The 24,530-nt window shown below is 69.2% G+C and carries 17 protein-coding genes and 1 pseudogene; 2 read left to right on the top strand and 16 right to left on the bottom strand.

All coding sequences use genetic code 11. The annotated features are described in order from the left end of the window. Nucleotides 1–10: 10 nt before the first annotated feature. The 8 genes from FZ025_RS11765 to FZ025_RS11725 all read right to left on the bottom strand — a co-directional run bounded on the left by FZ025_RS11765 (nucleotide 11) and on the right by FZ025_RS11725 (nucleotide 10,394). A complete protein-coding gene (locus tag FZ025_RS11765) occupies nucleotides 11–2,803 on the bottom strand; it encodes a molybdopterin oxidoreductase family protein (RefSeq protein ID WP_046979676.1) in 2,793 nt (930 codons plus the stop codon). Further along, nucleotides 2,803–3,198: a nitrite reductase small subunit NirD gene (gene nirD, locus FZ025_RS11760; RefSeq protein ID WP_104558505.1), complete on the bottom strand. Its 396-nt coding sequence runs from the start codon at nucleotides 3,196–3,198 to the stop codon at nucleotides 2,803–2,805. The genes FZ025_RS11765 and nirD overlap by 1 nt, the downstream gene beginning before the upstream one ends. Nucleotides 3,199–3,201: 3 nt before the next feature. After that, the gene (gene nirB / locus FZ025_RS11755; protein ID WP_244292531.1) at nucleotides 3,202–5,619 is read right to left on the bottom strand and encodes a nitrite reductase large subunit NirB; all 2,418 of its coding nucleotides are present in this window, start codon (nucleotides 5,617–5,619) and stop codon (nucleotides 3,202–3,204) included. 60 nt (nucleotides 5,620–5,679) lie between these two features. Next, a complete protein-coding gene (locus FZ025_RS11750; RefSeq protein ID WP_208803802.1) occupies nucleotides 5,680–6,849 on the bottom strand; it encodes a nitrate/nitrite transporter in 1,170 nt (389 codons plus the stop codon). A 961-nt stretch (nucleotides 6,850–7,810) separates the two neighbouring features. Continuing rightward, nucleotides 7,811–8,269: a GNAT family N-acetyltransferase gene (locus tag FZ025_RS11740; RefSeq protein ID WP_208803627.1), complete on the bottom strand. Its 459-nt coding sequence runs from the start codon at nucleotides 8,267–8,269 to the stop codon at nucleotides 7,811–7,813. 3 nt (nucleotides 8,270–8,272) lie between these two features. Further along, entirely contained in the window at nucleotides 8,273–8,545 is a 273-nt protein-coding gene (locus FZ025_RS11735; RefSeq protein ID WP_046979679.1) for a type II toxin-antitoxin system TacA family antitoxin, read from the bottom strand. A 159-nt stretch (nucleotides 8,546–8,704) separates the two neighbouring features. Then, entirely contained in the window at nucleotides 8,705–9,814 is a 1,110-nt protein-coding gene (locus FZ025_RS11730; RefSeq protein ID WP_046979680.1) for a CmpA/NrtA family ABC transporter substrate-binding protein, read from the bottom strand. Between the two features lie 7 nt (nucleotides 9,815–9,821). Then, nucleotides 9,822–10,394, bottom strand: a complete 573-nt coding sequence (locus FZ025_RS11725; protein WP_104558523.1) for an ANTAR domain-containing response regulator — start codon at nucleotides 10,392–10,394, stop codon at nucleotides 9,822–9,824. A gap of 93 nt (nucleotides 10,395–10,487) precedes the next feature. On the opposite strand from FZ025_RS11725, the gene FZ025_RS11720 reads away from it, so the two are divergent. Continuing rightward, nucleotides 10,488–11,474: an NAD(P)-dependent oxidoreductase gene (locus FZ025_RS11720; RefSeq protein WP_046979682.1), complete on the top strand. Its 987-nt coding sequence runs from the start codon at nucleotides 10,488–10,490 to the stop codon at nucleotides 11,472–11,474. Between the two features lie 183 nt (nucleotides 11,475–11,657). Here the strand turns inward: FZ025_RS11720 and poxB are convergent, their stop codons facing one another. The 5 genes from poxB to FZ025_RS11695 all read right to left on the bottom strand — a co-directional run bounded on the left by poxB (nucleotide 11,658) and on the right by FZ025_RS11695 (nucleotide 19,025). Next, nucleotides 11,658–13,367, bottom strand: a complete 1,710-nt coding sequence (gene poxB / locus FZ025_RS11715; RefSeq protein WP_208803800.1) for a ubiquinone-dependent pyruvate dehydrogenase — start codon at nucleotides 13,365–13,367, stop codon at nucleotides 11,658–11,660. A 238-nt stretch (nucleotides 13,368–13,605) separates the two neighbouring features. Next, nucleotides 13,606–14,661: a pectate lyase gene (locus tag FZ025_RS11710; RefSeq protein WP_053057263.1), complete on the bottom strand. Its 1,056-nt coding sequence runs from the start codon at nucleotides 14,659–14,661 to the stop codon at nucleotides 13,606–13,608. 198 nt (nucleotides 14,662–14,859) lie between these two features. After that, nucleotides 14,860–16,452 (bottom strand): polycystic kidney disease 1-like 3, encoded by a 1,593-nt coding sequence (locus FZ025_RS11705; protein WP_244292363.1) that lies wholly within the window; start codon nucleotides 16,450–16,452, stop codon nucleotides 14,860–14,862. Nucleotides 16,453–16,815: 363 nt separating this feature from the next. Continuing rightward, on the bottom strand, nucleotides 16,816–17,937 hold the full coding sequence (locus FZ025_RS11700; RefSeq protein WP_104558503.1) for a fatty acid desaturase family protein: 1,122 nt from the start codon (nucleotides 17,935–17,937) through the stop codon (nucleotides 16,816–16,818). Nucleotides 17,938–17,948: 11 nt separating this feature from the next. After that, the gene (locus FZ025_RS11695) at nucleotides 17,949–19,025 is read right to left on the bottom strand and encodes a ferredoxin reductase (RefSeq protein ID WP_046981535.1); all 1,077 of its coding nucleotides are present in this window, start codon (nucleotides 19,023–19,025) and stop codon (nucleotides 17,949–17,951) included. Between the two features lie 93 nt (nucleotides 19,026–19,118). On the opposite strand from FZ025_RS11695, the gene fabR reads away from it, so the two are divergent. After that, entirely contained in the window at nucleotides 19,119–19,763 is a 645-nt protein-coding gene (gene fabR, locus FZ025_RS11690; protein ID WP_046981534.1) for an HTH-type transcriptional repressor FabR, read from the top strand. A 202-nt stretch (nucleotides 19,764–19,965) separates the two neighbouring features. On the opposite strand, the pseudogene FZ025_RS11685 reads toward fabR, so the two are convergent. The 3 genes and pseudogenes from FZ025_RS11685 to FZ025_RS11675 all read right to left on the bottom strand — a co-directional run bounded on the left by FZ025_RS11685 (nucleotide 19,966) and on the right by FZ025_RS11675 (nucleotide 24,526). Continuing rightward, nucleotides 19,966–22,248: pseudogene (locus tag FZ025_RS11685) on the bottom strand (methyl-accepting chemotaxis protein). A gap of 195 nt (nucleotides 22,249–22,443) precedes the next feature. Beyond that, complete coding sequence (locus tag FZ025_RS11680) at nucleotides 22,444–23,235, bottom strand: C40 family peptidase (RefSeq protein WP_046981533.1); 792 nt, start codon at nucleotides 23,233–23,235, stop codon at nucleotides 22,444–22,446. A 271-nt stretch (nucleotides 23,236–23,506) separates the two neighbouring features. Further along, nucleotides 23,507–24,526 (bottom strand): OmpA family protein, encoded by a 1,020-nt coding sequence (locus tag FZ025_RS11675; RefSeq protein WP_053057393.1) that lies wholly within the window; start codon nucleotides 24,524–24,526, stop codon nucleotides 23,507–23,509. Nucleotides 24,527–24,530: the final 4 nt, after the last annotated feature.

Raw genomic sequence — 24,530 nt, 5'->3', positions numbered from 1 at the left:
GACGCCGCGTTCATGCGCGCACCGCCGTGGCGCACAGCCGCAGCACCTGCGGCATGCACGAGCCGCACACGCTGCCGCAGCCCAGCCGCGTGCGGATCTCGGCCGGCGCCGCGCCGCGCGCGGCCTCGGCGCGGATCGCCGATTCGCGCACCTGGGTGCACTGGCACACCACCGGATCGCGCGCGCCGCCGCCGGCCTGCGCGAACGCCGCCAGCCGCGCACCGTGCCAGGCGGCGCCACTCAACGCGCGCTCGAGCAGCGCTTCGCCGCCGGCATCGCGCTGTGCGCCGGCCAGCAGCAGGCCATCGAGATGGCTGGCCGGTGCGGCGCCGCGCCAGGCCACGCGCTTGAGCAGGCCGCGGCGCACGTCGCGGTATTCGAGCGTGTCGGCGTCGCCGCCGACCAGCGCCAACGCCGCGGCCAGCGCTTCCAGCTGCGCGGCCGCCGGCGCCTGCTCGGCGGCCGCGCGCAGCACCAGCCAGGCCTGCTCCTGTTCGCCGGCCTCGGCCTGCAGGCTCAGCGCGGCGTAGCCGAAGTCGCGCAGCCACGGCTGCGCCGCGGCCTGCAGCGCGAGCGCATCGCCGCGCCGTGCCAGCAGCAGGTGCCAGCCGAACTCGGCCTTCTCCACGCGCACCGCGGCGTGCTTGAGTTCGGGCTGCTGCGAGCGCGCGTCCACCGTGCCCAGGCTGAGTTCGTTGATGCCGCCGTTGTCCAGGAACTGCGCGTTCCAGTGCATCGCCGCGAACACGTCGCCCGAGCGCATTTCCTCGCACGCTTCCAGCGGCAGCACCAGGCTGCCGCGCTTGCTGACGACGCGCACCAGGTCGCCCTCGCGCAGGCCGCGCCGCGCCGCGTCCTGCGGATGCATGCGCAGGCCCGGCTGCGGGCTGTGCGCGAACAGCGCCGGCACCCGACCGCTGCGCGACATGCCATGCCACTGGTCGCGCAGGCGCCCGCTCAGCAGACGCAGCGGAAACCGTGCGGAGGTCGGCTCGGCGACCGGCTTGTAGGGCGTGGGATGGAAGCGCGCACGGCCGTCGGCGGTGGCGAACACGCCGTCGGCGTAGCGCCGCGCCTGGCCGTATGCGGCGCCGGCCGGCAGCGGCCATTGCTGCGGGCCTTGTGCGTCCAGCCGCGCGTAGTCCAGCCCGCCGATGTCCAGGTCGCGGCCTACAGTCAATGCACGGTGCTCGTCGAACACCGCCGCAGTATCGGCAAAGCCGAAGCGCGAGCCGGCGGCCGGCGCATCCAGCCGTGCTTCCAGCCGCCGCGCCACTTCGTTGGCGATCCACCAGTCCGGCCTGGCCGCACCCGCTGCCGGCAGCGCCTGGCGCACGCGCGAGATGCAGCGCTCGGAATTGGTCACCGTGCCGTCCTTCTCGCCCCAGCTCGCCGCCGGCAGCAGCACGTCGGCGTAGGGCACCGTGTCGGTGTGCATGAAGGCCTCCTGCACGATCACCAGCTCGGCCTGGCGCAGCGCGTCGCGCACCTGCGCGATGTCCGGCATCGAGTGCACGGGATTGGTGCAGGCGATCCACACCGCCTTGACCTCGCCGCGGCGCAGCGCATCGAACAGCGCCACCGCCGGCAGGCCGGGACGCGCCGACAGGCGCTCGGCCGGCAGCTGCCACAGCCGCTCCAGCTCGGCGCGATCGGCGGCGCTGCCGATCTCGCGGTGCGCGGCCAGCATCGTCGCCATGCCGCCGACCTCGCGCCCGCCCATCGCATTCGGCTGCCCGGTCAGCGAGAACGGGCCGGCGCCGGGCTTGCCGATCTGCGCGGTGGCCAGGTGCAGATGGATCAGCGCCAGGTTCTTGTCGGTGCCGTGTGCCGACTGGTTCAGGCCCATGCAGTACAGCGACAGCGCCGGCGCATCGCGGCCGAACCACTCCGCCGCCTGCACCAGGTCGGCGACCGGCACGCCGCAGATGTCGGCGGCCATCGCCGGTGTGTATTCGCGCAGCGTCTGCCGCAGTTCGGCGAAGCCCTGCGTATGCGCGGCGATGAACGCGCGGTCGATGCGGTCTTCCCAGATCAGGTGATGCAGCATGCCGTTGAACAGCGCCACGTCGGTGCCGGGCTGGATCGGCAGATGCAGGTCGGCCATCGCCGCGGTGTCGGTGCGGCGCGGATCGACCACGATCCAGCGCACCTGCGGATCGCGTGCGCGCGCGTCCTCGAGCCGGCGGAACAGCACCGGATGCGCATAGGCCATGTTGCTGCCGGCCAGCAGCACGGTCCTGGCCAGGTCCAGGTCCTCGTAGCAGGTCGGCGGGCCGTCCGCGCCCAGCGCCAGCTTGTAGCCGCTGACCGCGCTGGACATGCACAGCCGCGAATTGGTGTCGATGTTGTTGGTGCCGATCAGGCCCTTGGCCAGCTTGTTGAAGACGTAGTAGTCCTCGGTCAGCAACTGCCCGGACAGGTAGAACGCCACCGCGTCCGGCCCGTGCCGCTCGACGATGCCGGCCAGGCGCTCGGCCACGCTGTCCAGCGCCACCGCCCAGTCCACCGCGCGCCGCGGCGCGTCGCGGTGCGTGCGCAGTTCCGGCTGCAACGCGCGGCCGTGCAGGCTGCGCACGGTGTCCGGCAAGGTGCGGCCCTTGCTGCACAGGCGGCCGTAATTGGCCGGGTGTTCCGGGTCGCCTTCGATGCCGACGATGCGCGCGGCGCCGTCGGCGGCGTGCTCGGTCTCGATCAGCACGCCGCAGCCGACCCCGCAGTAGCAGCAGGTGGAACGGGTCAGCGTGCGCCGCGCCGCGGTGTCCGCGGCCGCGCGCGCGCCGGGCACGTGCGCGCCGTCCATCAGCCGGCGCCCTGCAACGACAGCCACACGTCGCCGTCGTCCACCCGCACCGGATAGCGGCGCGCGCAGCCCACGTCCGGCGCGCAGGCCTGGCCGCTGTCCAGGGCGATGTTCCAGTTGTGCAGCGGGCAGGTGACGCTGTCGCCGGCGACGATGCCCTGCGACAGCGGCCCGCCCTTGTGCGGGCAGCGGTCGACCAGCGCGAACACGCGATCGCCGGCGCTGCGGAACAGCGCGATCGGGTCGACGCCGGCGATCTGCAGCACCCGCGCGCCCAGTTCGGGGATGTCGTCGAGACTGCAGATGCGGATCCAGTGGCGGGCGCTGGCGTCGGCGGCGCTGCTGTCGGATGCGCTGCTGTCAGGGGCGATGACGTCGGAAGCGGCTGCGTTCATCGCTCAGTCCTCCACCAGCGCCAGCGGCGCGGCCACGCGCAGTGGCTGGAACTCGCGCTGCCTGGCCCCGGCGATGCGCTCGGCCCATGGATCGGGCAGGCCTTCCAGCGCGTACAGCAGCCGCTCGTACAGCGCGCGGCGGTTGCCGGCATCCTCGATCACGCGCTGGCGGATGTAGTCCATGCCCACCCGCTCGATGTAGTGCACGGTGCGGTCCAGGTAATAGGCCTCCTCGCGGTACAGCTGCAGGAACGCGCCGGTGTACTCCTTCACCTCCTCGGCGCTCTTGACCTTGACCAGGAACTTGGCGACCTCGGTCTTCATGCCGCCGTTGCCGCCGATGTGCAGTTCCCAGCCCGACTCCACCGCGATGATGCCCACGTCCTTGATCCCGGATTCGGCGCAGTTGCGCGGGCAGCCGGACACCGCCAGCTTGACCTTGTGCGGGCTCCACATATTGGCCAGCATGGTCTCCAGCTCGATGCCCATCTGCGTGCTGTTCTGCGTGCCGAAGCGGCAGAACTCGCTGCCCACGCAGGTCTTCACCGTGCGGATCGACTTGCCGTAGGCGTGCCCGGAGTTCATCCCCAGGTCCTTCCACACGCCCACCAGGTCTTCCTTGCGGATGCCGAGCAGATCGATGCGCTGGCCGCCGGTGACCTTGACCATCGGCACCGCGTACTTGTCGGCCACGTCGGCGATGCGGCGCAGTTCCGAGGCGTTGGTCACCCCGCCCTTCATCTGCGGGATCACCGAGAAGGTGCCGTCCTTCTGGATGTTGGCGTGGGCGCGCTCGTTGATGAAGCGCGACTGCGGATCGTCCACCGCCTCGCGCGGCCAGGTCGACAACAGGTAGTAGTTGATCGCCGGGCGGCAGCTGGCGCAGCCATTCGGGCTGCGCCACTGCAGCTGCGCATACACCGCGGCATGGGTGAGCAGCCTGTCCTCGCGGATCGCCTGGCGCACCTCGCCGTGGCTGAGGTCGGTGCAGCCGCACACCGCCTTGGTCTTCGGCGTCTGCTGGAAGTTGGAGCCAAGGCAATTCATCAGGATCTGCTCGACCAGGCCGGTGCACGAGCCGCAGGAACTGGCCGCCTTGGTCTGCTTCTTGACCTCGTCGACGGTGAACAGGCCCTGCACGTTGATCGCCTTGACGATGGTGCCCTTGCACACGCCGTTGCAGCCGCACACCTCGTCGCTGTCGCGCATCGCGCTGGCGCGATCCTGGCCGGCGGTGCCGGCGTCGCCGAGCGCGCTCTCGCCGAACATCAGCCGCTCGCGGCGTTCGCCGATCGGGCTGGCGTCCTTGAGCAGCTGGAAATACCAGGCGCCGTCGTTGGTATCGCCGTACAGGCAGGCGCCGACCAGCTTGTCGTCCTTCAGCACCAGCTTCTTGTAGACGCCGCCGGCCGGATCGGACAGCACGATCTCCTCGCTGCCCTCCCCGCCCATGAAATCGCCGGCGGAGAACAGGTCGATGCCGGTGACCTTGAGCTTGGTCGAGGCCACCGAGCCGCGGTAGATGCCGATGCCGAAACCGGCCAGATGGTTGGCGCAGATCTTGGCCTGCTCGAACAGCGGCGCGACCAGGCCGTAGGCGATGCCGCGGTGGCTGGCGCATTCGCCGACCGCGTACACGCGCGGGTCGAAGGTCTGCAGCGTGTCGTTGACCACGATGCCGCGCGTGCAGTGGATGCCGGCGGCCTGCGCCAGCGCGATGTTGGGGCGGATGCCGGCGGCCATCACCACCAGCTCGGCGGGCACTTCGCTGCCGTCGGAGAACTTCACCGCCACCACCTCGCCGTCGGCGTTGCCGACCAGCTCGGTGGTGGAGGTGCCCAGGCGGAAGTCCAGGCCGCGTTCGCTGAGCGAGCGCTGCAGCAGCTGCCCGGCGACCGGGTCGAGCTGGCGCTCCAGCAGCCAGTCGGCCAGGTGCACCACGGTCACCTGCATGCCGCGCTGCTTCAGCCCGTTGGCCGCCTCCAGGCCGAGCAGGCCGCCGCCGATCACCACCGCGTGGCGCTTGCGCGTGGCGGTGTCGATCATGGTCTGGGTGTCGTGCATGTCGCGGTAGCCGATCACCCCCTTCAGCTCCTTGCCCGGCACCGGCAGCACGATCGGCAGCGAACCGGTGGCCAGCAGCAGGCGGTCGTAGGGCGCCTCGGTGCCGTCGGCGGCGATCACCTTGCGCCTGATCCGGTCAATGCGGACGATTTCCTTGCCCACGTGCAGGCGGATGCCATGCTCGGCATACCACGCCAGCGGATTGAGCACGATCTCGTCGAACTGTTGCTCGCCTGCCAGCACCGGCGAGAGCAGGATGCGGTTGTAGTTCGGATGCGGCTCGGCGCCGAACACGGTGATGTCGTACATCCCCGGCATCAGCTTGAGCAGTTCTTCCACGGTGCGGATGCCGGCCATGCCGTTGCCCACCACCACCAGTCTTGGCTTGTTCATGCGAGTCTCGCTTCGGTGGGTCGATCAGACACGCGCCGCGCCGGCCGCGGCCCATTGGCTGCGCCAGTGCTGCTTGACGTTGGACAGCAGGCCCCAGGCCAGCAGCGCGCAGCCGGCGAACAACCACAGCCCCAGCGCATAGCTGCCGGTGTGCTGCTTGACGATGCCCAGCCCCGCGGCGAGCAGGAAGCCGCCGATGCCGCCGGCCATGCCGATCAGCCCGGTCATCAGCCCGATGTCGCGGCCGAAGCGCTGCGGCACCAACTGGAACACCGCGCCGTTGCCGGTGCCCAGGCACAGCAGGGTCAGCACGAACAGCGCCACCGTCGCCGCCGGGCCGCCGACCCCGATCGCCGCGGCGGCAACCAGCAGCGCCACCAGCAGATAGATCGACAGCAGCGTGCGCGTGCCGCCGATGCGGTCGGCCAGCGCCCCGCCCAGCGGCCGCATCACCGAGCCGGCCAGCACGCACGCCGCGGTGGCCCAGCCGGCGAGCTTGGGCGAGAAGTCGAACTGGTCGTGGAAATAGCCAGGCAAGGCGCTGGCGAAGCCGGCGAAGCCACCAAAGGTGATCGCGTAGAACAGCATGAACCACCACGAATCGCGGTTGCCGACCAGCACCCGCGCGTAGTCGCCCAGATGCTTGCGCGGCACCTCCACCGGCGCGTCCTTGGCGCACAGTGCGAACACCAGCAAGGCCAGCAGCAGCGGGATGCAGACCAGCCCGAACACCGCCTGGTAGCCGAACGCGGTAGCCAGCACCGGCGCGAACAACGCCGCCAGCACCGTGCCGGAATTACCGGCCCCGGCGATGCCCATTGCCGTGCCCTGGTGCTGCGGCGGATACCAGCGCGAGGCCAGCGGCAGCGCCACCGCGAACGAGGCCCCGGCCACGCCCAGCATCAGCCCCAGCAACAGCACCTGCGCGAAACTGTGCACGCCCAGCTGCCATGCCACCACCAGCGCCACGATCACCAGCACCTGCGCCAGCAGGCCCGCGCGCTTGGCGCCGATCGCGTCGGCCAGCATGCCCAGGAACAGCCGCAGCACCGCCCCGCACAGGATCGGCACCGCGACCATCAGCGCGCGCTGCTGCGTATCCAGCTGCAGCGCCGCGGCGATCTGCACCTGCAGCGGACCAAGCAGGTACCAGACCATGAAGCTCAGATCGAAATACAGGAACGCCGACAACAACGTGGGCGTATGCCCGGCTTGCCAGAACGAACGATTCATCCGCGCCATCTCCGAGAAACGTTGGGCCGCAGCGCTGCACACCACCCGCAGCACGCGGTAGTCGAGGGAAGGAAAAACGAAAAAAGCGCCGACCGGTTCGCACCGGAAGACGCCGTTGTCTGGGCAGGCGGACCGCCATTGGTCCGCCTGCCGGATCGAGTTGGTGCGGGCGCGCCGTTGTGTCCGCAGGGGGACTCTCGCAATTTCTGTGCCAAGTGTTCGTGGCGGCGGGGCGGCGGGAGAATTCCCTATAGATTCAATGAACTGGCAGATCCACCCGCGACCCGCGGCCGCGTTGCGCGGCCACCGCACCGGGCCTCAACGAACACAAGTGGTGCGTGGCGCACCTTTATTGTGCGCCGCGGCAACTGCAGCAGCGTTGGCCTTGTGCTTTGATTGCTAATGCAAACTGCCCTGAGGTGTTCGGATAGGCGACGCGCGGAAGCTCAGGCGCCAGCCATACCTAAATTGGCAGCAATCCCCGCTGGCCTTAAACACCAGTATTCCCCAGTGACGGGCGAATAGCACTTCAGCCAGTGCGCCTGAGACGAAGTGAGAGCAACCCGCCAGGACGACTTCATGACTCAGCAGATTGCACTTGTTAACGATCTTTCTGCCTCGCGCAACCGCCTTCTCAAGATCCGAAATCGTGTGCGGTTTCAGATCGAGTAAGCGGATGCTCTCAGTTGTGCTGGCGCTTCGATCTCGAAGCGCTGAGTGCAAGCTTGCCACTTGACCTGATTGCGCATACATCCGAACGTATCCGGTCTTATAGAGAATCCCTCGGAAGATGTGCCCCGGAGCCGCCGCCTCAGTGTAGATTCCACCAAGAAGCATTTCGAGCAGGACGCGGTTAAATATCTTCAATTCCCATGCGACCCGGACGAGAGTATCGAACATCACCCAAGCGGCAACATCGCCGTCAGGTCGTGGATGGGCGAGGCGATGAAGCCGTGTTTGGGATAGAACGCCTTCGCTGCTTCATCGATGGCGTGACACAGCAGCGCAGCGCACGTGCGCCCACCTGCTCGCACGCCTGCAGCGTTCGTTGCACGGCGTCCTTGAGCAACCCCTTGCCGACTCCCTGGCCGGCCCAGTCGACGTGCACGGCCAGACGCCCCAGTACGATGACCGGAACCGGATTGGGCATGTTGCGACGGATGCGGCCAGGCGCATCTTCATGCGCCACCACACCGGCCGCCAGCGCGTAGTAGCCGACGACGTGCTGCTGTCCGTCGCAAACGACGAAGCATCTCGATGCGCCGGACAGCTGATTCTGACGCGCTCGCTCCAACAGCCGCCTTGTCGGTTCCGGCGTACTGCACACGAAAGCGTCCAGCCGATGCCCACCGTTGAGCGGGCCGGGAGCAGTGAGCGGCAAACCTCAGCGCTCCCAGGGCGCCAGCGTGCTCAACAGGCGGCGGATCGCCGCATTGCTCTCCAGGGGCGCATCGAGCAGCGCATTGAAGCGCTGCAGTTGCTGCCCGCTCAGGGCGAATCGGGTCTGGTCGGCCAGCACCTTGTGCGCCTTTTCGCACACGGCGTCCAGGATGAACGCCGTGCGGTTCATGCCGCTGACTTCCACGGCATGGTCGATCAGCGCCTGTTTGGCGGCAGGCGCCCAAAAATTGATGACGTTGCTGGTGGCGGCGCTCATCGCGAGTCCTCCCGGTGTGTGCCCAATGCACACACACCAGAAGGATTGCTCAACCATGCGCCCGATAGCATTCATGTCGCACACGGCCAGGCTCGACTGTCAGCCCCGGGCCGAAAACAGTCGGTACGAAACCATCCAACAGCGCTTTGTTGGAGCGCTTCATTGCCGCCCAGCACGCCAATCCGGCAACCCATCCTCCCGCTCGTCGCGCCCCGGCACCGCAATCCCCAACTGCGCAGCGGCAGCACGATACGTCTGCAACCGATGCACCCGCGCCACGATCTGCGCATCGTGCACCGCATCCTGCCCGGTCCCCGCCTCGCTCGCCGGCAACCACCCCCAACGCCGGAACTGCTGCAGGAACCAACGCCCGTCCGACAACCACGGCATGTTCGCCACACCACCCGCATGGAAGCGCAGCCCCTGCGGGTCACCACCATCGTCAGCCGCGCCGCCCGGCAGCAGGCACGCCGCGATACGCTCGGCCGGCAAGCCGATCACGTCCGGATCGGCCAGCCACGCCACCGCTTCGCGGCGATGCGCGGCAGCGTCGAGCCAGCGGCAGGCGTCGAGCAGCGTGGCGGTCAATGCGGTCGCCAGTTCCGGTTGCAGTGCGGCGAAGGCGCGGCGGCAGGCCAGCACTTTTTCCGGATGGCCGGGCCATAGTTCGCCGCTGCGGATCACGCGCCGGCCCACGCCCATCGCTTCGGCCTGCGCCGCCCACGGTTCGCCGGCGCAGTAGCCGTCCAGTTCGCCGCGCGCCAGCGCGTCGGGCATCTGCGGCGGCGGCAGGGTCACCGCCTGGATGTCGCCGATCGGATCCACGCCCTGCGCCGCCAGCCAGTAGTACAGCCACATCGCGTGGGTACCGGTGGGGAAGGTCTGCGCGAACACCGGCGGGCGGCCGAGTGCGGCCAGCGCGGCGCGCAGCGGCGTGCCTTGCGCCAGCGCGTCGGCCAGTGGCGGCGCCAGGGTGATGGCCTGGCCGTTCTGGTTGAGCGTCAGCAGAATCGCCAGGTCGGCCTGCGGTCCGCCGATGCCGCATTCCACGCCGTAGACCAGGCCGGCCAGGGCATGCGCTGCGTCCAGTTCGCCGGACAGCAGCTTGTCGCGCACTGCGGCCCACGAGGCCTGCCGCTGCAGCTCCAGGCGCAGGCCGTGGCGGCGGTCCAGGCCCAGCCGCACCGCGGCAATCAGTGGCGCGCAGTCGATCAGCGGCAGGTAGCCCAGGCGCAGCGTGCGCGGTTCGGGGTGCAGTAGTGCGCTCATCGCTTCCTCATCCCAGCAGATCGGCCATCGCGAGGATGCGCTGGGCGACGTCGGCCAGCTTCAGTCCCTGCTTCATCGCCTGCTGCCGCAGCGCGGCGTAGGCCTCGTTCTCGCTCATGCCGCGCTTGTCCATCAGCAGGCGCTTGGCGCGGTCGATCCGTTCGCGGTCGCGCAGCTTGCCCTGTACTTCGTCCAGTTGCCGGCGCATGCCCGCTTCCTGCTCGAAACGCGCCAGCGCCACCTGCACGATCGGCGCCAGCCGCGCCGGCGACAGGCCGTCGACCACGTAGGCGGTGACGCCGGCGCTCACCGCGGCGCGGATCAGCTGGTCGTCGCCGTCGGCGGAGAACATCACCACCGGGCGCGGCGCCTGGCGGTGGATCAGCGCCAGCTGCTCGAGGGTGTCGCGCGAGGGCGAATCGACGTCGATGATGACCACGTCCGGCTGCTGGGTGGACACCGCCTTGAGCAGCGCCGGCGCCGCCGCCACTTCGTCCAACACCTCGTAGCCGGCGTCGAGCAGCGCCTGGCGCAGCTGCCCGATCGGCTTTTCGGTATCGTTGACCAGCAGGACGCGCAGCATGCGGGCGTGGCTAACGGGAGTTGGCTGACCCGCATGGTGCCATGCAACACGCGTCCGCAGCGAGCCGTCCCCCACCCCGCAGGAGTCCGCATGCCGTTGTATCCCTTGTTCGCCGACCTGGCCGGGCGCCGCGTGCTGGTGGTCGGCGGCGGCGAGGTGGCGATGCGCAAGATCGAGGCGCTGCTGCACGCCGGCGCGCAGGTGCTGGTGTACGCGCACGCGCTCAACCCCACCGTGGCGCAGTGGCTGGCGCAGGGCCGGCTGCAGCGGGTGGATGGCGATTTCGACCCGCAGTGGCTGGACCAGGCCTGGCTGGTGGTCGCGGCCACCGACGACAACGCCTTCAACCGCCAGCTCGCCGCGCAGGCCGGGCAGCGCCGCAAGCTGGTCAACGTGGTCGACGATGCCGAGCTGTCCACGTTCCAGGTGCCGGCGATCATCGACCGCGATCCGCTGCTGGTGGCGATCTCCTCCAGCGGCGCGGCGCCGATGCTGGCGCGGCGCCTGCGCGAGCGCTGGGAGACCGAGCTGGACCATTCCTATGCGCAGCTGGCGCAGCTGTTCGCGCGCCACCGCGAGGCGATCCGCGCGCGCCTGCCGCAGCTGGCGCAGCGCCGGCGCTGGTTCGAACAGGTGCTGGAAGGCCCGGTGCAGGTGCTGCTGCAGGGCGGGCAGACCCAGGCCGCCGAGCAGGCGTTCCACGACGCCCTGCAGCGCAGCGGGCAGGACGTGCCGCGCCGCGGCAGCGTGTGGCTGGTCGGCACCGGCAACGGCGATCCCGGCGCGCTGACGCTGAAAGCGCTGCGCGCGCTGAACCAGGCCGACCTGCTGCTGTGCGATCCCGCCGTGGAGGCCGCGGTGCTGGGTCTGGCGCGCCGCGACGCAACGCGGCAGCCGCTGCCGGCCGACGCCGACGCGCACCTGGCGCTGCTGCTCGAACAGGTGCAGGCCGGGCAGCGCGTGGTCAGCCTGATGCCGGGCGATGCGTTCCGGCAGATGCCGCACGCGCAACTGGCTACGCAACTGGCCGCTGCCGGCATCGCCTGCGACGTGGTGGCCGGCGTGGCATTGCGCTAATGGCCAACCGATGCGGCGGCGCGCAGGCCGCATGTGGGCGTGACTTCGGCTCCACGCAAAGCGCTACGAACACCGCGTCGGGGCTGCAGCCCCTCCCACAACGGTACAGACAGCCATGCCGCACCTCGAACTGCCAGCGCGATCGCCACCCGGCCCACAGCAGCACCGACCAAGCGCCGCGCATCAGCGCAAGTTGGTCTTGACCAGTTCGATAACCTCGTCGCCGCGCCCGCTCATCACCGCGCGCAGCAGGTACAGGCCCATGCCCTTGGCCTGCTCCAGTTTGATCGCCGGCGGAATCACCAGTTCCTGGGTGGCCACGCGCACATCCACCAGCACCGGCCCCGGATGCGCGAAGGCCTGGCGCAGCGCCGGCTCCAGTTGCGCGGACTCGTCCACGCGCAGGCCGAGGATGCCCATCGCATTGCTCATCGCCGCGAAGTCCGGATTGCTCAGCTCGGTGCCGGTGTCCAGATACCCGGCCGACTTCATCTCCATCGCCACGAAGCCGAGCGAGGCGTTGTTGTAGACCACCACCTTCACCGGCAGCCCCAGTTGCGCCAGGGAGATGAAGTCGCCCATCAGCATGCTGAAGCCGCCGTCGCCGGACAGCGCGATCACCTGCCGGCGCGGGAACTGCGCCTGCGCGCCCAGCGCCTGCGGCATTGCATTGGCCATCGAGCCGTGGTTGAACGAGCCGAGCAGGCGGCGCTTGCCGTTCATGCGCAGATAGCGCGCCGCCCACACCGTGGGCGTGCCGACGTCGCAGCTGAAGATCGCATCCTCGTCGGCCAGCGCATCGATCATCCGGGTCACGAACTGCGGGTGCAGCGGCTCGCCGGGCGCGGCCGCCACGGCCAGCTCGTCGAGCCCTTCGCGCGCCTTGCGGTAATGCGCCAGCGACTTGTCCAGGAAGCCGCGCGGCTCGCGCCGCTGCAGTTTCGGCAGCAGCGCAGCGATGGTCTCGCGCACGTCGGCGGCGATGCCCAGCTGCAGCGGCGTGCGCCGGCCCAGCGCGGCCGGGTCGCGATCGACCTGCACGATGGCCGCATCCTTCGGATAGAACTGGCGGTACGGGAAATCGGTGCCGAGCATCAGCAGCGTGTCGCAGTTGAGCATGGCCTGGTAGCCGGAACTGAAACCGATCAGGCCGGTCATGCCGACGTCGAACGGGTTGTCCCACTCCACGTGTTCCTTGCCGCACAGCGCGTGCACGATCGGCGCGCCGAGCAGGTCGGCCAGCGCCACCAGTTCGTCGTGCGCGCCGGCGCAGCCGCTGCCGCACAGCAGCGTGGTCGCCGCGCTGGCCTGCAGCAGCGCGACCAGGCGCTCCACATCGGCATCGGCCGGCAGGATCCGCGGCGGCGCCAGCGCCGGCCAGGCGCTCGACGTGCCCCTGGGCAGCTCCTGCAGCGCCACGTCGCCGGGAATCACCAGCACCGCCACGCCCTGTTTCAGGATCGCGGTGCGCATCGCCCGGTGCAGCACCTCCGGCATCTGCGCCGGATTGCCGACCAGCTCGACGTAATGGCTGCACTCGCGGAACAGTTCCTGCGGGTGGGTTTCCTGGAAGTAGCCCAGGCCGATCTCCGATGAGGGGATGTGCGCGGCGATCGCCAGCACCGGCTGGTGGCTGCGGTGACAGTCGAACAGGCCGTTGATCAGGTGCAGGTTGCCCGGTCCGCAGCTGCCGGCGCAGACCGCGAGCTTGCCGCTCAGCGCGGCCTCGGCGCCGGCGGCGAACGCGGCCACTTCCTCGTGGCGCACGTGCATCCACTCGATGCTGTCCATCTGCCGCAGCGCGTCGGTGAGCCCGTTGAGGCTGTCGCCGGTGACGCCCCAGATACGTTCGACCCCGGCGCTATGCAGGGTTTCGGCCAGATGCCGGGCGATATTGGTCTTCGACACGTGCGCTGCTCCGCGGGAGGAAACCCGCAGCGTCCCATGGCCTGCGTAAGTCCCGTGTCACGGATCCGGGTCGCGCCGGGCTGGCGCGACGGCGCGACGCTGCGCGCGTGGCCGCCCACTCGGCGTTGCCGGTCTGCAGCGCGGCCGCCGCCATGCCAGCGCCTGGCCCGCTTGCGCAGTGCCTTGCAGGCGCTTGTTCGCGCTGCCAGGGTGCAGCGACGCTTCAGCTCGCCGTTTGCGGCGAACCCCGTACGTTCGACCATCCGCGCACATTGCGCACATCGCCGAGAACCACTTCCGGCACCTGCCCGCCGGCATCGACATTGTTGATGTCGAGCGTTGAGCGGCACGAATCCAGGCGGACCAGGTCGTACTTGACGTTGCAAAACGTGGAATTTTCCAGTGTCAGATGCGCCTCGATCGGTTTGCCGCCGCAGGTCACCGCCAACTGGCCGATGTTGTTGGCACGGATACGATTCAAAATCAGATTGGTGTCGCCATTGATCTGGATGGCCTTGTCCTCCGAGTTGCAGAAGGACGAATTGCTGATCACCACGTGCGAGGCGCGAGTTGGGATCGTGGACGGATCGATGCCGGCGAACCGGCTGTCGGCGGCCTTGTTGACGCTGCCATCGATGGTGAGCAGGTCGTCCTTGCCGCTGTGGATCGCATGCACGTTATCCAGATGCGCGTCGCCCAGCAAGTGGATGCCGTCGCCGCCTGCATAGGAGCAGTTCTTGATCGTCGCCCCAGGCCCGGCGATTATCACCGGCAGTTGGGTTTCGGGGGTGCCGCCGCCGTCCAGCCCCGAGGTCGCGCGGTACACCGCGCCATGCCCGTCGAAGGTCTGCCCCGCGCCTACCACGATGGGCTTGTCCACGTTTATCACGACCGGCGCGTGCACGTTCTTGGCGGCGGTGGTTGCGTTCGGCGATGCTGGCGCATTGCGCGTGCGGATGAGCGGCTGCGCCGCCTGGGCCGCCCCGTGCGGATCCGGCTCGGCCGGTCCGGCCTGGGCCCTGCCGCCGGCCGCAAGCGGCTGCGAAGGCGATCCGCCCGGCTGGCCCGTCTGCGCCGGCCCGGCATGGGCGCTGATCCCATCCGTACGTTTTGCGCCGGGAATCATGGACGCGAACACTCGCGACAGCATCGCTTCCAGCAAAGGCAGCATCTCGAACAAGTCCTGCAGGGTCTGGCGGCCCGGAGCGGCGGACTGCTCCAGCGCTCGATCCATGCCGAATCTGTTTCCGTCGGGCGGTGCGCTCTGGATCGCATGCATGCTCGTTTCCTTGGGATTTTTTCTTGGGGGAGGGATGTCTTGCAGTGGCGAGGTTGCCGTTGCCGTTGCCGTCGTCGCCTACCTTAGTCGGTCGGGACGGCGCCCGGCGGCGGCGCGCGAACGCGCATGGCAGCAAGCGAAGCATGCTGCGGCGCAAGCGCGCTGCCTGCGCACCGGATCGGGTCCGCATGGCGAAGCTCAGCGGCTGGATTCGCCGACGCGCGATACGGCGCTGGCGGATCCCGGTTGCGCAGCCGCGGCTGGCTCCATCGCAGCGCCCAGGAACCGGTTCAGCGCCTTCCCGTAATGGTAGACATTGCCGTGATAGCCGAAGAAGGCGTTATATGGCTTGATCCGCGCTCCCTCGCGGCCGTCGTCCTGCTTCAGGCCCAGGCTGATGCGCACCAGGCCGGTGCCACGCAAACCCAACGACTCAAGGTTGTCCACCAGGTTGCGGCGCGGCGCATGAGCCGCATTGAGCGTGATGATCACGCCATGGGACGACCTGAGATCGTAGTGCGGGCTTTTCGCATGCTTCACCTGCGCCCGATTGAACAGCGCCGGGTCTGCCAGGACCAGCGAGGGCGGATGACTGAGCTTGCATGCGCCTTGCAGCCCGGCGGCGAACATCTGCGCCGAGCCGCCTCCCAACGACAAGCCGCAAACGCGCCGCACCCTTATATCCTCACGATTTTCCAGCGCCGCCGCAACGATGCCGCCGGCTTCTTTGGCACAACGATAGACTTGGCCGACGCCCCCCTTGAGGGTCGTGCCGTTCTGGCGTTCTTTTTTATCGGGAAGACCATCGAAATAGATATCCACCTCGGTCCTGACCGACTGCGTTTCCGGGTCGGTGATGGTGTTCTCGCGCAACCACAGGTGGGTATGCTCAGCCAGCCGCTGCAACTTTTCACGCATCTCCTTCATATCATTCACCTTGTTCGTACCATTCAGCTTGTCCGATTCCTTCCAAGCCTTCTGCTCCTGCGTGGTGCCCTTCATCAATATGGATCTTTTGATGCCCTCGTTTTCGTTCAGAGTGTCATATTCCTCCTCGAAAACAACTTCCAATTTCATGTCCAGATGCTCGCGCACGTCCTGCAACAGCTGGGCGCGTGCGGCAGGATCGTGCAGCGCCGGCGCATCTGCCGGGCCAAGATTCAACGCCTGCGCCAGGCTGCCCAGCTGCGCTGCGGACAGCGACTGGATCGTCGCATCCGGTTGCTTCACCAGATCGATATGCTTGACTGTCGGTAGCGCCGAAGTGGCCGCTGACGCGCGCGCGGCAGCGACCGGCGGCGGCGCGCCGGCCGGTCCGCTGCGGATGGGTGGCGGCGCAGATGGCGCCGCGCTCGGCTGGCTTCCAGGGACGGCGGCGGCCAGCGACTCCTTGCGCGCTTCATGGCGCAGCAGCGCGCCCAACGGACCGCGCGTCCCCGGCGCAAGATCCGCGCTGGCCGGAGGATACATCAAGCTCTTCAAGTCGCCGTGCGTCTGCGCCGGCAGGCTGACCCAGCTGGACGCGGCGGTGGGGACGGGCGCCGGCGCGGAGCGACCAGACCGGGTCGCGTTCTGACGCAGCAGCGGCGGGCGGCGCGGCAAGCCATCGACAACGGACGGCGGCAGCGCGGGATCGCGCACCGCGTCCGCGGCCGCCGGCGACGGCGCAGCCGCGGCCGGCCCGGGCGCACCTGTAGCGGTTGGCTTCCGACCGAACAATTTCGAAGGATATGGAAATTTCATCGTGGCCCGCCAATGCACTGCTTGCCGCCATTGCAGCAGTGCGGCCATCGGCATGCGGCAGCGCACGGTGTCTGCAAGAGCGGGCGCCATCGGCCAAAGAGGGCATCGCGGATGCCATCAATGCCGGTCGTTTGCCTCGTTGTTGCGCGGGCGCTTGTCTGGCAGGCGATGCGCAAGCCATTCGTTTGCCGGGAACAACGGTTGCAAGGCTACGCTTGCGCTATGCCGCTCTTCTCCTGCGCAGCCGAAAAAGCAACCGCTTTTTCGAAGCAACGCATGCCGAACGGCCCGCCAGCGGCGCAACGGCGATGCGTGGATGCCCGGCAGCAGGCACGGCGGCAGACGCGCGGGCAATGAACCCACCGGTTTTTTCCGGCTGCGTACGTGGGGCCGGCCGCTGGCCCCCCGCGCTCAACCTGAATGGGTCGCCTGCTGCAAGCCGTGGGTGCGCCGCGGCCGGCTCGGGAAGGCGTGGCGCACGATCCGCCACATCACCTGGCCGAACTGGCGCGGCAGCGAGCCGGTGTTGTAATGCTGGCCGTAGCGCGCGCAGATCGCCTTCACTTCCACCGCCAGCGCCGCGTAGCGGTTGGCCGGGATGTCCGGGTAGAAGTGGTGCTCGATCTGGTGGCTCAGGTTGCCCGACAGCACGTTCAGCAGCTTGCCGCCGGCCAGGTTGGAGGAACCGCGCAGCTGGCGCAGGTACCAGTGGCCGCGCGACTCGCCCTTGATCGACTCCTTCGGGAACGTCTCCGCATCGGCGGTGAAGTGGCCGCAGAAGATGATCACGAAGGTCCAGATGCTGCGCAGCACGTTGGCCGCCAGGTTGCCCAGCAGCACCGGCAGGAAGAACGGGCCGGCCAGCGCCGGGAACAGCACGTAGTCCTTCAGGATCTGCCGGCCCATCTTGCGTCCGACCGGGGCGAAGCTGCGGCGCAGCTCACCGCGCTTCATCTTGCCGGCGAAGCAGCGGCCCAGGCGCAGCTCCTGAATCGCCACGCCCCATTCGAACAGCAGCGCGAACAGCACCGCGATGAACGGCTGCGCCAGGTAGAACGGGCGCCAGCGCTGCTCGGGGAAGATCCGCAGCAGGCCGTAGCCGATGTCATCGTCCATGCCGCGCACGTTGGTGTAGGTGTGGTGCTTGAAGTTGTGCGTCTTGCGCCAGTTGTCGCCGGTGGCGACGATGTCCCACTCGTAGGTGTTGCCGTTGAGCTGCGCATCGCCCATCCAGTCGTACTGGCCGTGCATCACGTTGTGGCCCAGCTCCATGTTCTCCAGGATCTTGGACAGGGTCAGCAGCGCCACGCCGGCGATCCACGCCGGCCACAGCACGCTGTGCACGAACGCGCCCAGGAACAGCAGCGCGCGCCCGGCCAGGCCGGTGTAGCGCACCGCGGCGACGATGCGGCGGATGTAGCGCGCGTCGGCCGCGCCCAGGGTGGCGACGGTGCGCACGCGCAGCGCGTCGAGTTCGTCGCCGAAGGCCTGCAGGTCGGCCGGGGTCAGTGCGCGGTTGCGGGGAGCAGCCATGGGCAAGTCCTTCAAAGGTCCAGGATCAGGTCGCTGCTGGCGCTGTTGATGCACAGCTTCAGCATCGAGCCTGGTTCGGTGGCATGCGCGCCGGTGAGCAGGTCGCGGGTCGCGCCGGACTGCTTGCCGCAGGCGCAGCTGTTGCAGATGCCCATGCGGCAGCCGTGCTTCGGGCGCAGGCCTTCGGCTTCCAGCGCGCTGAGCAGCGATTGCCCACGCGGCAGCTGTAGCACACGGCCGCTACGCGCCAGCGTCACCGCGACCGTGCCGTGTTCGGCATCGGCCAGCAGCGGCGGACTGAACGCCTCGGCCTGGAAGCGCGCGACATTGCCCTCCAGGCGGGTACGCGCGGCCTGCACGAAACCGCCGGGACCGCAGGCCAGCACCTGCGCCTGCCCCAGCCCGGCCAGGTGCGCCAGTGGCAAGCTGTCCACGCGCGGCGCTGGCGTGGCGCCTTCGCCGGTGATCGCCAGTTGCAGGCGGAAACGCGAGTAGGCGGCGGCCAGCGCCTGCAGTTCCTCGACGAAGCACAGTTGCTCGCGGCGCCGCGCCCAGTAGATCAGGTCCACGTCGGCGGGCATGCCGGCCGCGGCCAGCTGCCGCAGCAGCGCGCGCATCGGGGTGATGCCGCTGCCGGCGGCCAGCAGCAGCCAGCGTCCCTGCGGCGCGGCGGGCAGCACCATGTCGCCGAACGCCTGGCCCAGTTCGAAGGTCTCACCGATCCGCGCGGCGTCGGCCAGGTACTGGCTGACGCGGCCGCCGTCGATCGCCTTGACCGTGATCGCCAGGCGTCCGCCCGGCAGCGGCGTGGGGCTGTAGCTGCGGGTCAGGCGGCGCCCGTCGATCTCCACGCCCAGCTGCACGTGCTGGCCGGCGCGCAGGCCGCGCCAGTGGCGGTTGGCCTTGAGGATCAGGGTCACCGCGTCGCTGCTGGCGCGTTCGCGCTGCAGCAGCCGCGCGCGCGGACGCTGCCAGGTCCACAGCGGATGGATCCGTGTGGACCAGAAATCGAACACCTCCGGCTGCACCCAGGCGCGCAGGGCGCGGGTGGCGGAGCGGGCGGAGGCAGGACGGCGGGCAGCGTTCATGGCTGCCACTATACAGGCGCAGATACAGATGTCTATACAGTTGTATATTCACGAAGGCGCTATGATCCCTGCCTTGCCTCGCCCAGCCCGTCCATGACCTCCACCCCCCTGCCCCTGCCCGAGGATGCGCTGCCCGCGCGCAAGAGCGCGATCTCGCGCGAAGACCTGCTGGCGGCGGCGTTGAAGCTGATCGGGCCGCACCGCAGCGTGTCCACGCTGAGCCTGCGCGAGGTGACCCGCGAGGCCGGCATCGCCCCGAACAGCTTCTATCGCCAGTTCCGCGACATGGACGAACTGGCGGTGGCGCTGATCGACCTGGCCGGCAGTTCGCTGCGCACCATCATCGGCCAGGCCCGGCAGCGCGCGGCCGGCAGCAACCGCAGCGTCATCCTCAGCTCGGTGGAGACCTTCATGGAGCAGTTGCGCGCCGACGACAAGCTGCTGCACGTGCTGCTGCGCGAGGGCACGGTGGGTTCGGATGCGTTCAAGCGCGCGGTGGACCGCGAGCTGAACTACTTCGAGGAAGAACTGCGCGTGGACCTGATCCGCCTGGCGGCGATCGACGCTGCGCCGCTGCACGAGCCGGCGCTGGTGTCCAAGGCGATCACCCGGCTGGTGTTCGCGATGGGCGCCACCGCGATGGACCTGCCGCCGGAGAAGGATCCGGAGCTGATCCGCCAGATCAGCGCGATGCTGCGCATGATCATTCTCGGCTCGCGCACGATCGCCACCGGCTGAGCGGCACGACCCGGCTGCCGGCTTGCCTGCGGGCGGCCGCCGCTGCGCTGGCGGGTCCAGGGCCAAATCTCCGTCGTCCGGTGAACAGCGCTACTGTCCACCGCCACGCACGCATGCGTGCATGGACCAAACGACGACGCCGATGCGCTGCCGCATCGGCGTCGTTGCCAGCCAGGACCTCGGTTGCCGCCGTGGCGCAGGCTCAGAACTCCTCCCACTGCGCACTTTCCGCCAGCGCACCGGACCTGCTGCGTGCGAGCGGCCGCGCGGCCGGCGCCGGCGCCTTCTTGGCCGGCGCGCGAGTGGCGGCGACCGAGCGCACCGCGGCCCTGGCCGGCACCGGCCGGGACGCGACCGCGACGACCGGCCGGGGCACGGCCACCGCGACCGGCTGGGCGGCGCCGGCGAGACGGAGCACCGCCACCGCACGGGTCAGGTCCGAGGCCTGGTCTTCCAGGCTCTTCGCCGCCGCGGTGGCTTCCTCCACCAGCGCTGCGTTCTGCTGCGTGGTCTCGTCCAGCTGCATCACCGTCTTGCCGACCTGCTCGATGCCCGAACTCTGCTCGGCGCTGGCCGCGGAGATCTCGGCCATGATGTCGGTGACCCGCTTCACCGAGGTCACCACCTCGGCCATGGTGGTGCCGGCGCGCGCGACCAGGGTCGAGCCCTGCGCCACTTCCTGCACCGAGTCGGAGATCAGCGTCTTGATCTCCTTGGCCGCCGCCGCCGAACGCTGCGCCAGCGAGCGCACTTCCGAGGCGACCACGGCGAAGCCGCGGCCCTGCTCGCCGGCACGCGCGGCTTCCACCGCGGCGTTCAACGCCAGGATGTTGGTCTGGAAGGCGATGCCGTCGATGACGCCGATGATGTCGGCGATGCGCGCGGAGGCGGCGCTGATCGAGGCCATCGTGGCGACCACGTCCTCGACCACGCGGCCGCCGCTCTCGGCCACGTCGCCGGCGCCCAGCACCAGCTGGTTGGCCTGGCGCGCGCTGTCGGCGTTCTGCTTGACCGTGGAGGTCAGTTCTTCCATCGACGCGGCGGTTTCTTCCAGGCTCGCCGCCTGCTGCTCGGTGCGCACCGACAGGTCGCTGTTGCCGCTGGCGATCTCGCTGGCCGCGGTGTTGATCGATTCGGCCGAACGCTGGATGCCCTGCACGATCGTGGTCAGCTGCTCGGCGGTACGGTTGGCGGCATCGGCCAGCTGCCCGAACGCGCCCTCGTAGCGCACGTCCACGCGCTGCGACAGATCGCCGTCGGCGATCGCGCCCATGATCCGGCCGACGTCGGCCAGGCCGCTTTCGGCCTGGCGCATCAGCCGGTTCAGCGCTTCCACCATTTCCTTGAACGCGAACTGGTAGCGCGCTTCGTCGCCGCGTGCGGAGAAGTCGCCGCGCGCGGCCGCATCGGCCAGGCGCGCGATGTCGCCGTTGATCGCCGACAGGTTGGCCTTCACCGCATCCAGCGCCTCGTGCAGCGCGGCACGCTGGCCGGGCAGGCGGCGCAGGTCGCGGCGCAGGTCGCCGCGACCGTACTCGCCCATGATCGCCATCGCCTCGATGATCGCGTCCAGGTGTTCGAACAGCGCAGTGTTCATGCCGCGCGCCAGGCTGCCGTAATCGCCGGGGAAATCCTCCAGCATGCGGTGGCTGATGTCCTCGCCCTGCTGCAACTGCACCAGCGTCTGCATCTCGCCGTTGAAGCGCTGCAACTGGGTCTGCATCTGCTGCATGCTGGTCATCAGCTGCCCGGTCTCGTCGCGCGACTCCACCTTGATCGTGTTGTCGAAACGGCCCGAGGCGATGGCCTCGGCGGTGCGCGTGGCCGCGCGCAGCGGGGTGACGATGGCGCTGGCGATCAGCCAGCACAGCCCGACCACCAGGCCGACCAGGGCGGCGCCGATCACGGTCAGGATCTTGGTGAAGCCCAGCGCCTCGACCTGGATGTCCTCGGCGTACACGCCCATCACCAGCACCCAGTTCCACTGCGGGTACCGCTTGGCGTAGCTGATCTTCGGTAGCTGCTCTTTCTTGCCCGGCCTGGGCGCGCTGTAGTAGCTGAAGCCATCGCCGCTGGTCACCGCGGTGCGGATGTCGCGCTACACGTATTCGCCGGCATCGCTCCTGTAGTCGCTCATGTCGGTGCCGACCTTGCGCTTGGGGTGCATCACGATGCGCATCTGCGGATCGACGATGAAGAAGTAGTCCACGCCACCGTTGGTCTTCATGTCGGCCAGCGCCGACGTGGCCGCGTCCTTGGCCTGCGCCTCGGTGAGCTCGCCGCGCTTGGCCTGGTCGGCGTAGTGCTGCATCACGCTGATGCCCATGTCGACCTGGGTCTGCACCGTCTGCTTGCGCGCATCCACCAGGTCCAGGTACTGCAGGCGCGCGGCGGTGATCGCGAGCAGGATCACGCCGATGGCGAGCAGGGTGCACAACACCACGAACTTGCGCGTCATCGGCAGGTTGGCGATGCGGTGGCGCAGGCAATGGACGGGATTCATGGCGCTCCTGAGGGCGATGCCGGCGATGTATGTCCGCTGGTATCGGCCGCGGCCGTTTCGAACTTGATGCCTGCGGCGTCGAGGACGGAAGACGTGGTGATCGGATGGGCGGTTGTGCGTTGCGGCGGCAGCGGAGACCCGCATTCAAGTCGAAGCGGCGCGGGGCCGCAACCGCTTTCAGGCAACCCGTGCGGCGCGCTGACGCGGCGCCACGTCTTCGTCGGCAGTGCCATGCCACACCAGCCGATGGAAATCGAAGCCGGACTGCAGGCGCGGCTTCACCACGTTGAAATAGGGCGACACGTCGAAATCGCGCGGCAGATACAGGCTGTGATGGCGGTTGTGCAGGATTTCCGCATCCTGCGCATCGGCCACCGGCACGCTGCCGATCTCCGGCAGGATCGGATAGCGGATCGAACCGAAGGCTTGCGCCAGCAGCGTCGAGCAGATCGCCTTGGTCGGCTCGCCGCTGCCCAGTTCCAGGAAACGGCGCTTCACCGACGACGGCAGCGGCGGCGTGCGGATCAGGTAGCGCGCCAGGTCGACGATGTTCTTCAGGTCGTAGCTGTTGCCGATGCGGCTGACCATGTAATCGACCACCGCCGCGATCTCGTCGGCGCCCAGCCCCACCGGGCGGCAGATGCGCGTATGCAGCCCGGCGAATTCGCTCAGCCCGACCAGACGCACGCCGACGTTGATGTCCACGTCGCAGAAGGTCGGCGCGGCCTCGCCGTCCGCCGCTCCCGGGTGGTCGCCGATGTACAGCGCCGCATGCGACCAGGTGGACTGGCTCAGGTACTTGATCGCGGTGGAGAAGCGGCTGTTGCCCTCCACCAGCAGCACATCGCCCTTGCGCAGCGCCGCCTGCAGCAGCTGCGGCGGGCTGGTCGGCAGTTCCGAGCGGCGCCGGCGCGGCTTGGACAGGAACTTGGCCAGGTGGCGACCCAGCAAGCGTGGCAAGGACAACATGCGCGTGACCTCATGGACGGCCCGATCCGGGCGGCGAAAGCGATTTCGCTTCTCCATGATGGCGGCGCTGTTGGGGAATTCTTGAGCGCTGCCAGCAATCCCCCCTTCTCCCTGCGGGACCATGGCCCCCTTTTCGGGGGAAGGTGCCCCGCAGGGGCGGATGAGGGTACGGGCACAAGCCTCGTGCACCCAAATTCAGCGGGACGCTGCGCGCCGTACCCTCACCCCAACCCCTCTCCCGGGGGGAGAGGGGCTTGAACGCGGCGGCCGCTCACTCGCCGCGCGCGACCACCAGCCGCACTTCCACCCGGCGGTTCGGCAACAGGCATTCCAGCAGCGCCGCGCGCGGGGTCACCCCGGCGCATTGCTGCACCTGCTGGCTGTCGCCGCGGTATGCGTAGCGGATGCGGTCGGCAGGAATGCCGCGGCCGATCAGCAGTTCGCGCACGGTGCGCGCGCGGCGCGCGGACAGGCCCTGGTTGTCGTCGTGGCCGCGGCCGTCCATGCGGTCGGCATGGCCGACCAGTTCCACCCGCTGCAGGGTCAGCTTCTCCTCGGCGATGCGCGCCAGCGCGCGGTCCAGGCTTTCCAGCGAGTGAGTGCGGATGTCCTGGTAGCCGTCGCGGTCGAACTCGAACAGCACGTTGGCCACCAGCGGAATCGGCGCCGCCGCCGGCGTGTCCGGCCGCTCCGGCCCGCCGCATTGCCGTGCCAGCGCCTCGGCGTCGTTGACCAGGTCCTCGGCGATCTGGATGTACGGCTTGGAATGGCGCCATTGCTGCTGGTTGAACTCGTTGCCGGCGTGCACCAGCTCGACCTCGCCGCAGGCCGCCGCCTGCTGTGCGCAGCTGAAACCGGCATTGCCGTGCAGCGCGCGCAGGCGCTGCCACAGGTCGTCGCGCAGGTACTTGGCGGCGTTGACCAGCGGCGTGTCGGTCGGGATCGAGGCGGCGCGTTGCCCCATCAGCTGCACCAGTTTTTCCGACTCGCTCAGCGCGCCCTGCGGGAACGCGCTGCGGTCGTTGCGGGTGTATTCGTGGAAGGACACGTCGAGCCAGCATTGCGCCTTGGACAAGGCGTAGTCGCGCAGCGGGCGGCCGCCGTCGTTGAGCGCCTGGATGCGGTCCTGCACCGACTGGTAGCCGTGCAGGTCGGCGGCGATGGCTTCGTCGCTGATGCGCTGCTGCTGCGGCAGCAACCGGGTCTGCGCGTTGCCGGCGGCGCAGGCGCCGAACAGCAAGGCGGCAACGACGGCGCGGGACAGGACGAAACGGGAGTGGGTCGTGGTCATCATG

This window comes from Xanthomonas hyacinthi, assembly GCF_009769165.1.
GTDB classification, from domain to species: domain Bacteria; phylum Pseudomonadota; class Gammaproteobacteria; order Xanthomonadales; family Xanthomonadaceae; genus Xanthomonas_A; species Xanthomonas_A hyacinthi.
Note: the sequence above shows the minus strand (reverse complement) of the source record. Positions and strands in the feature narration are given on the sequence as shown.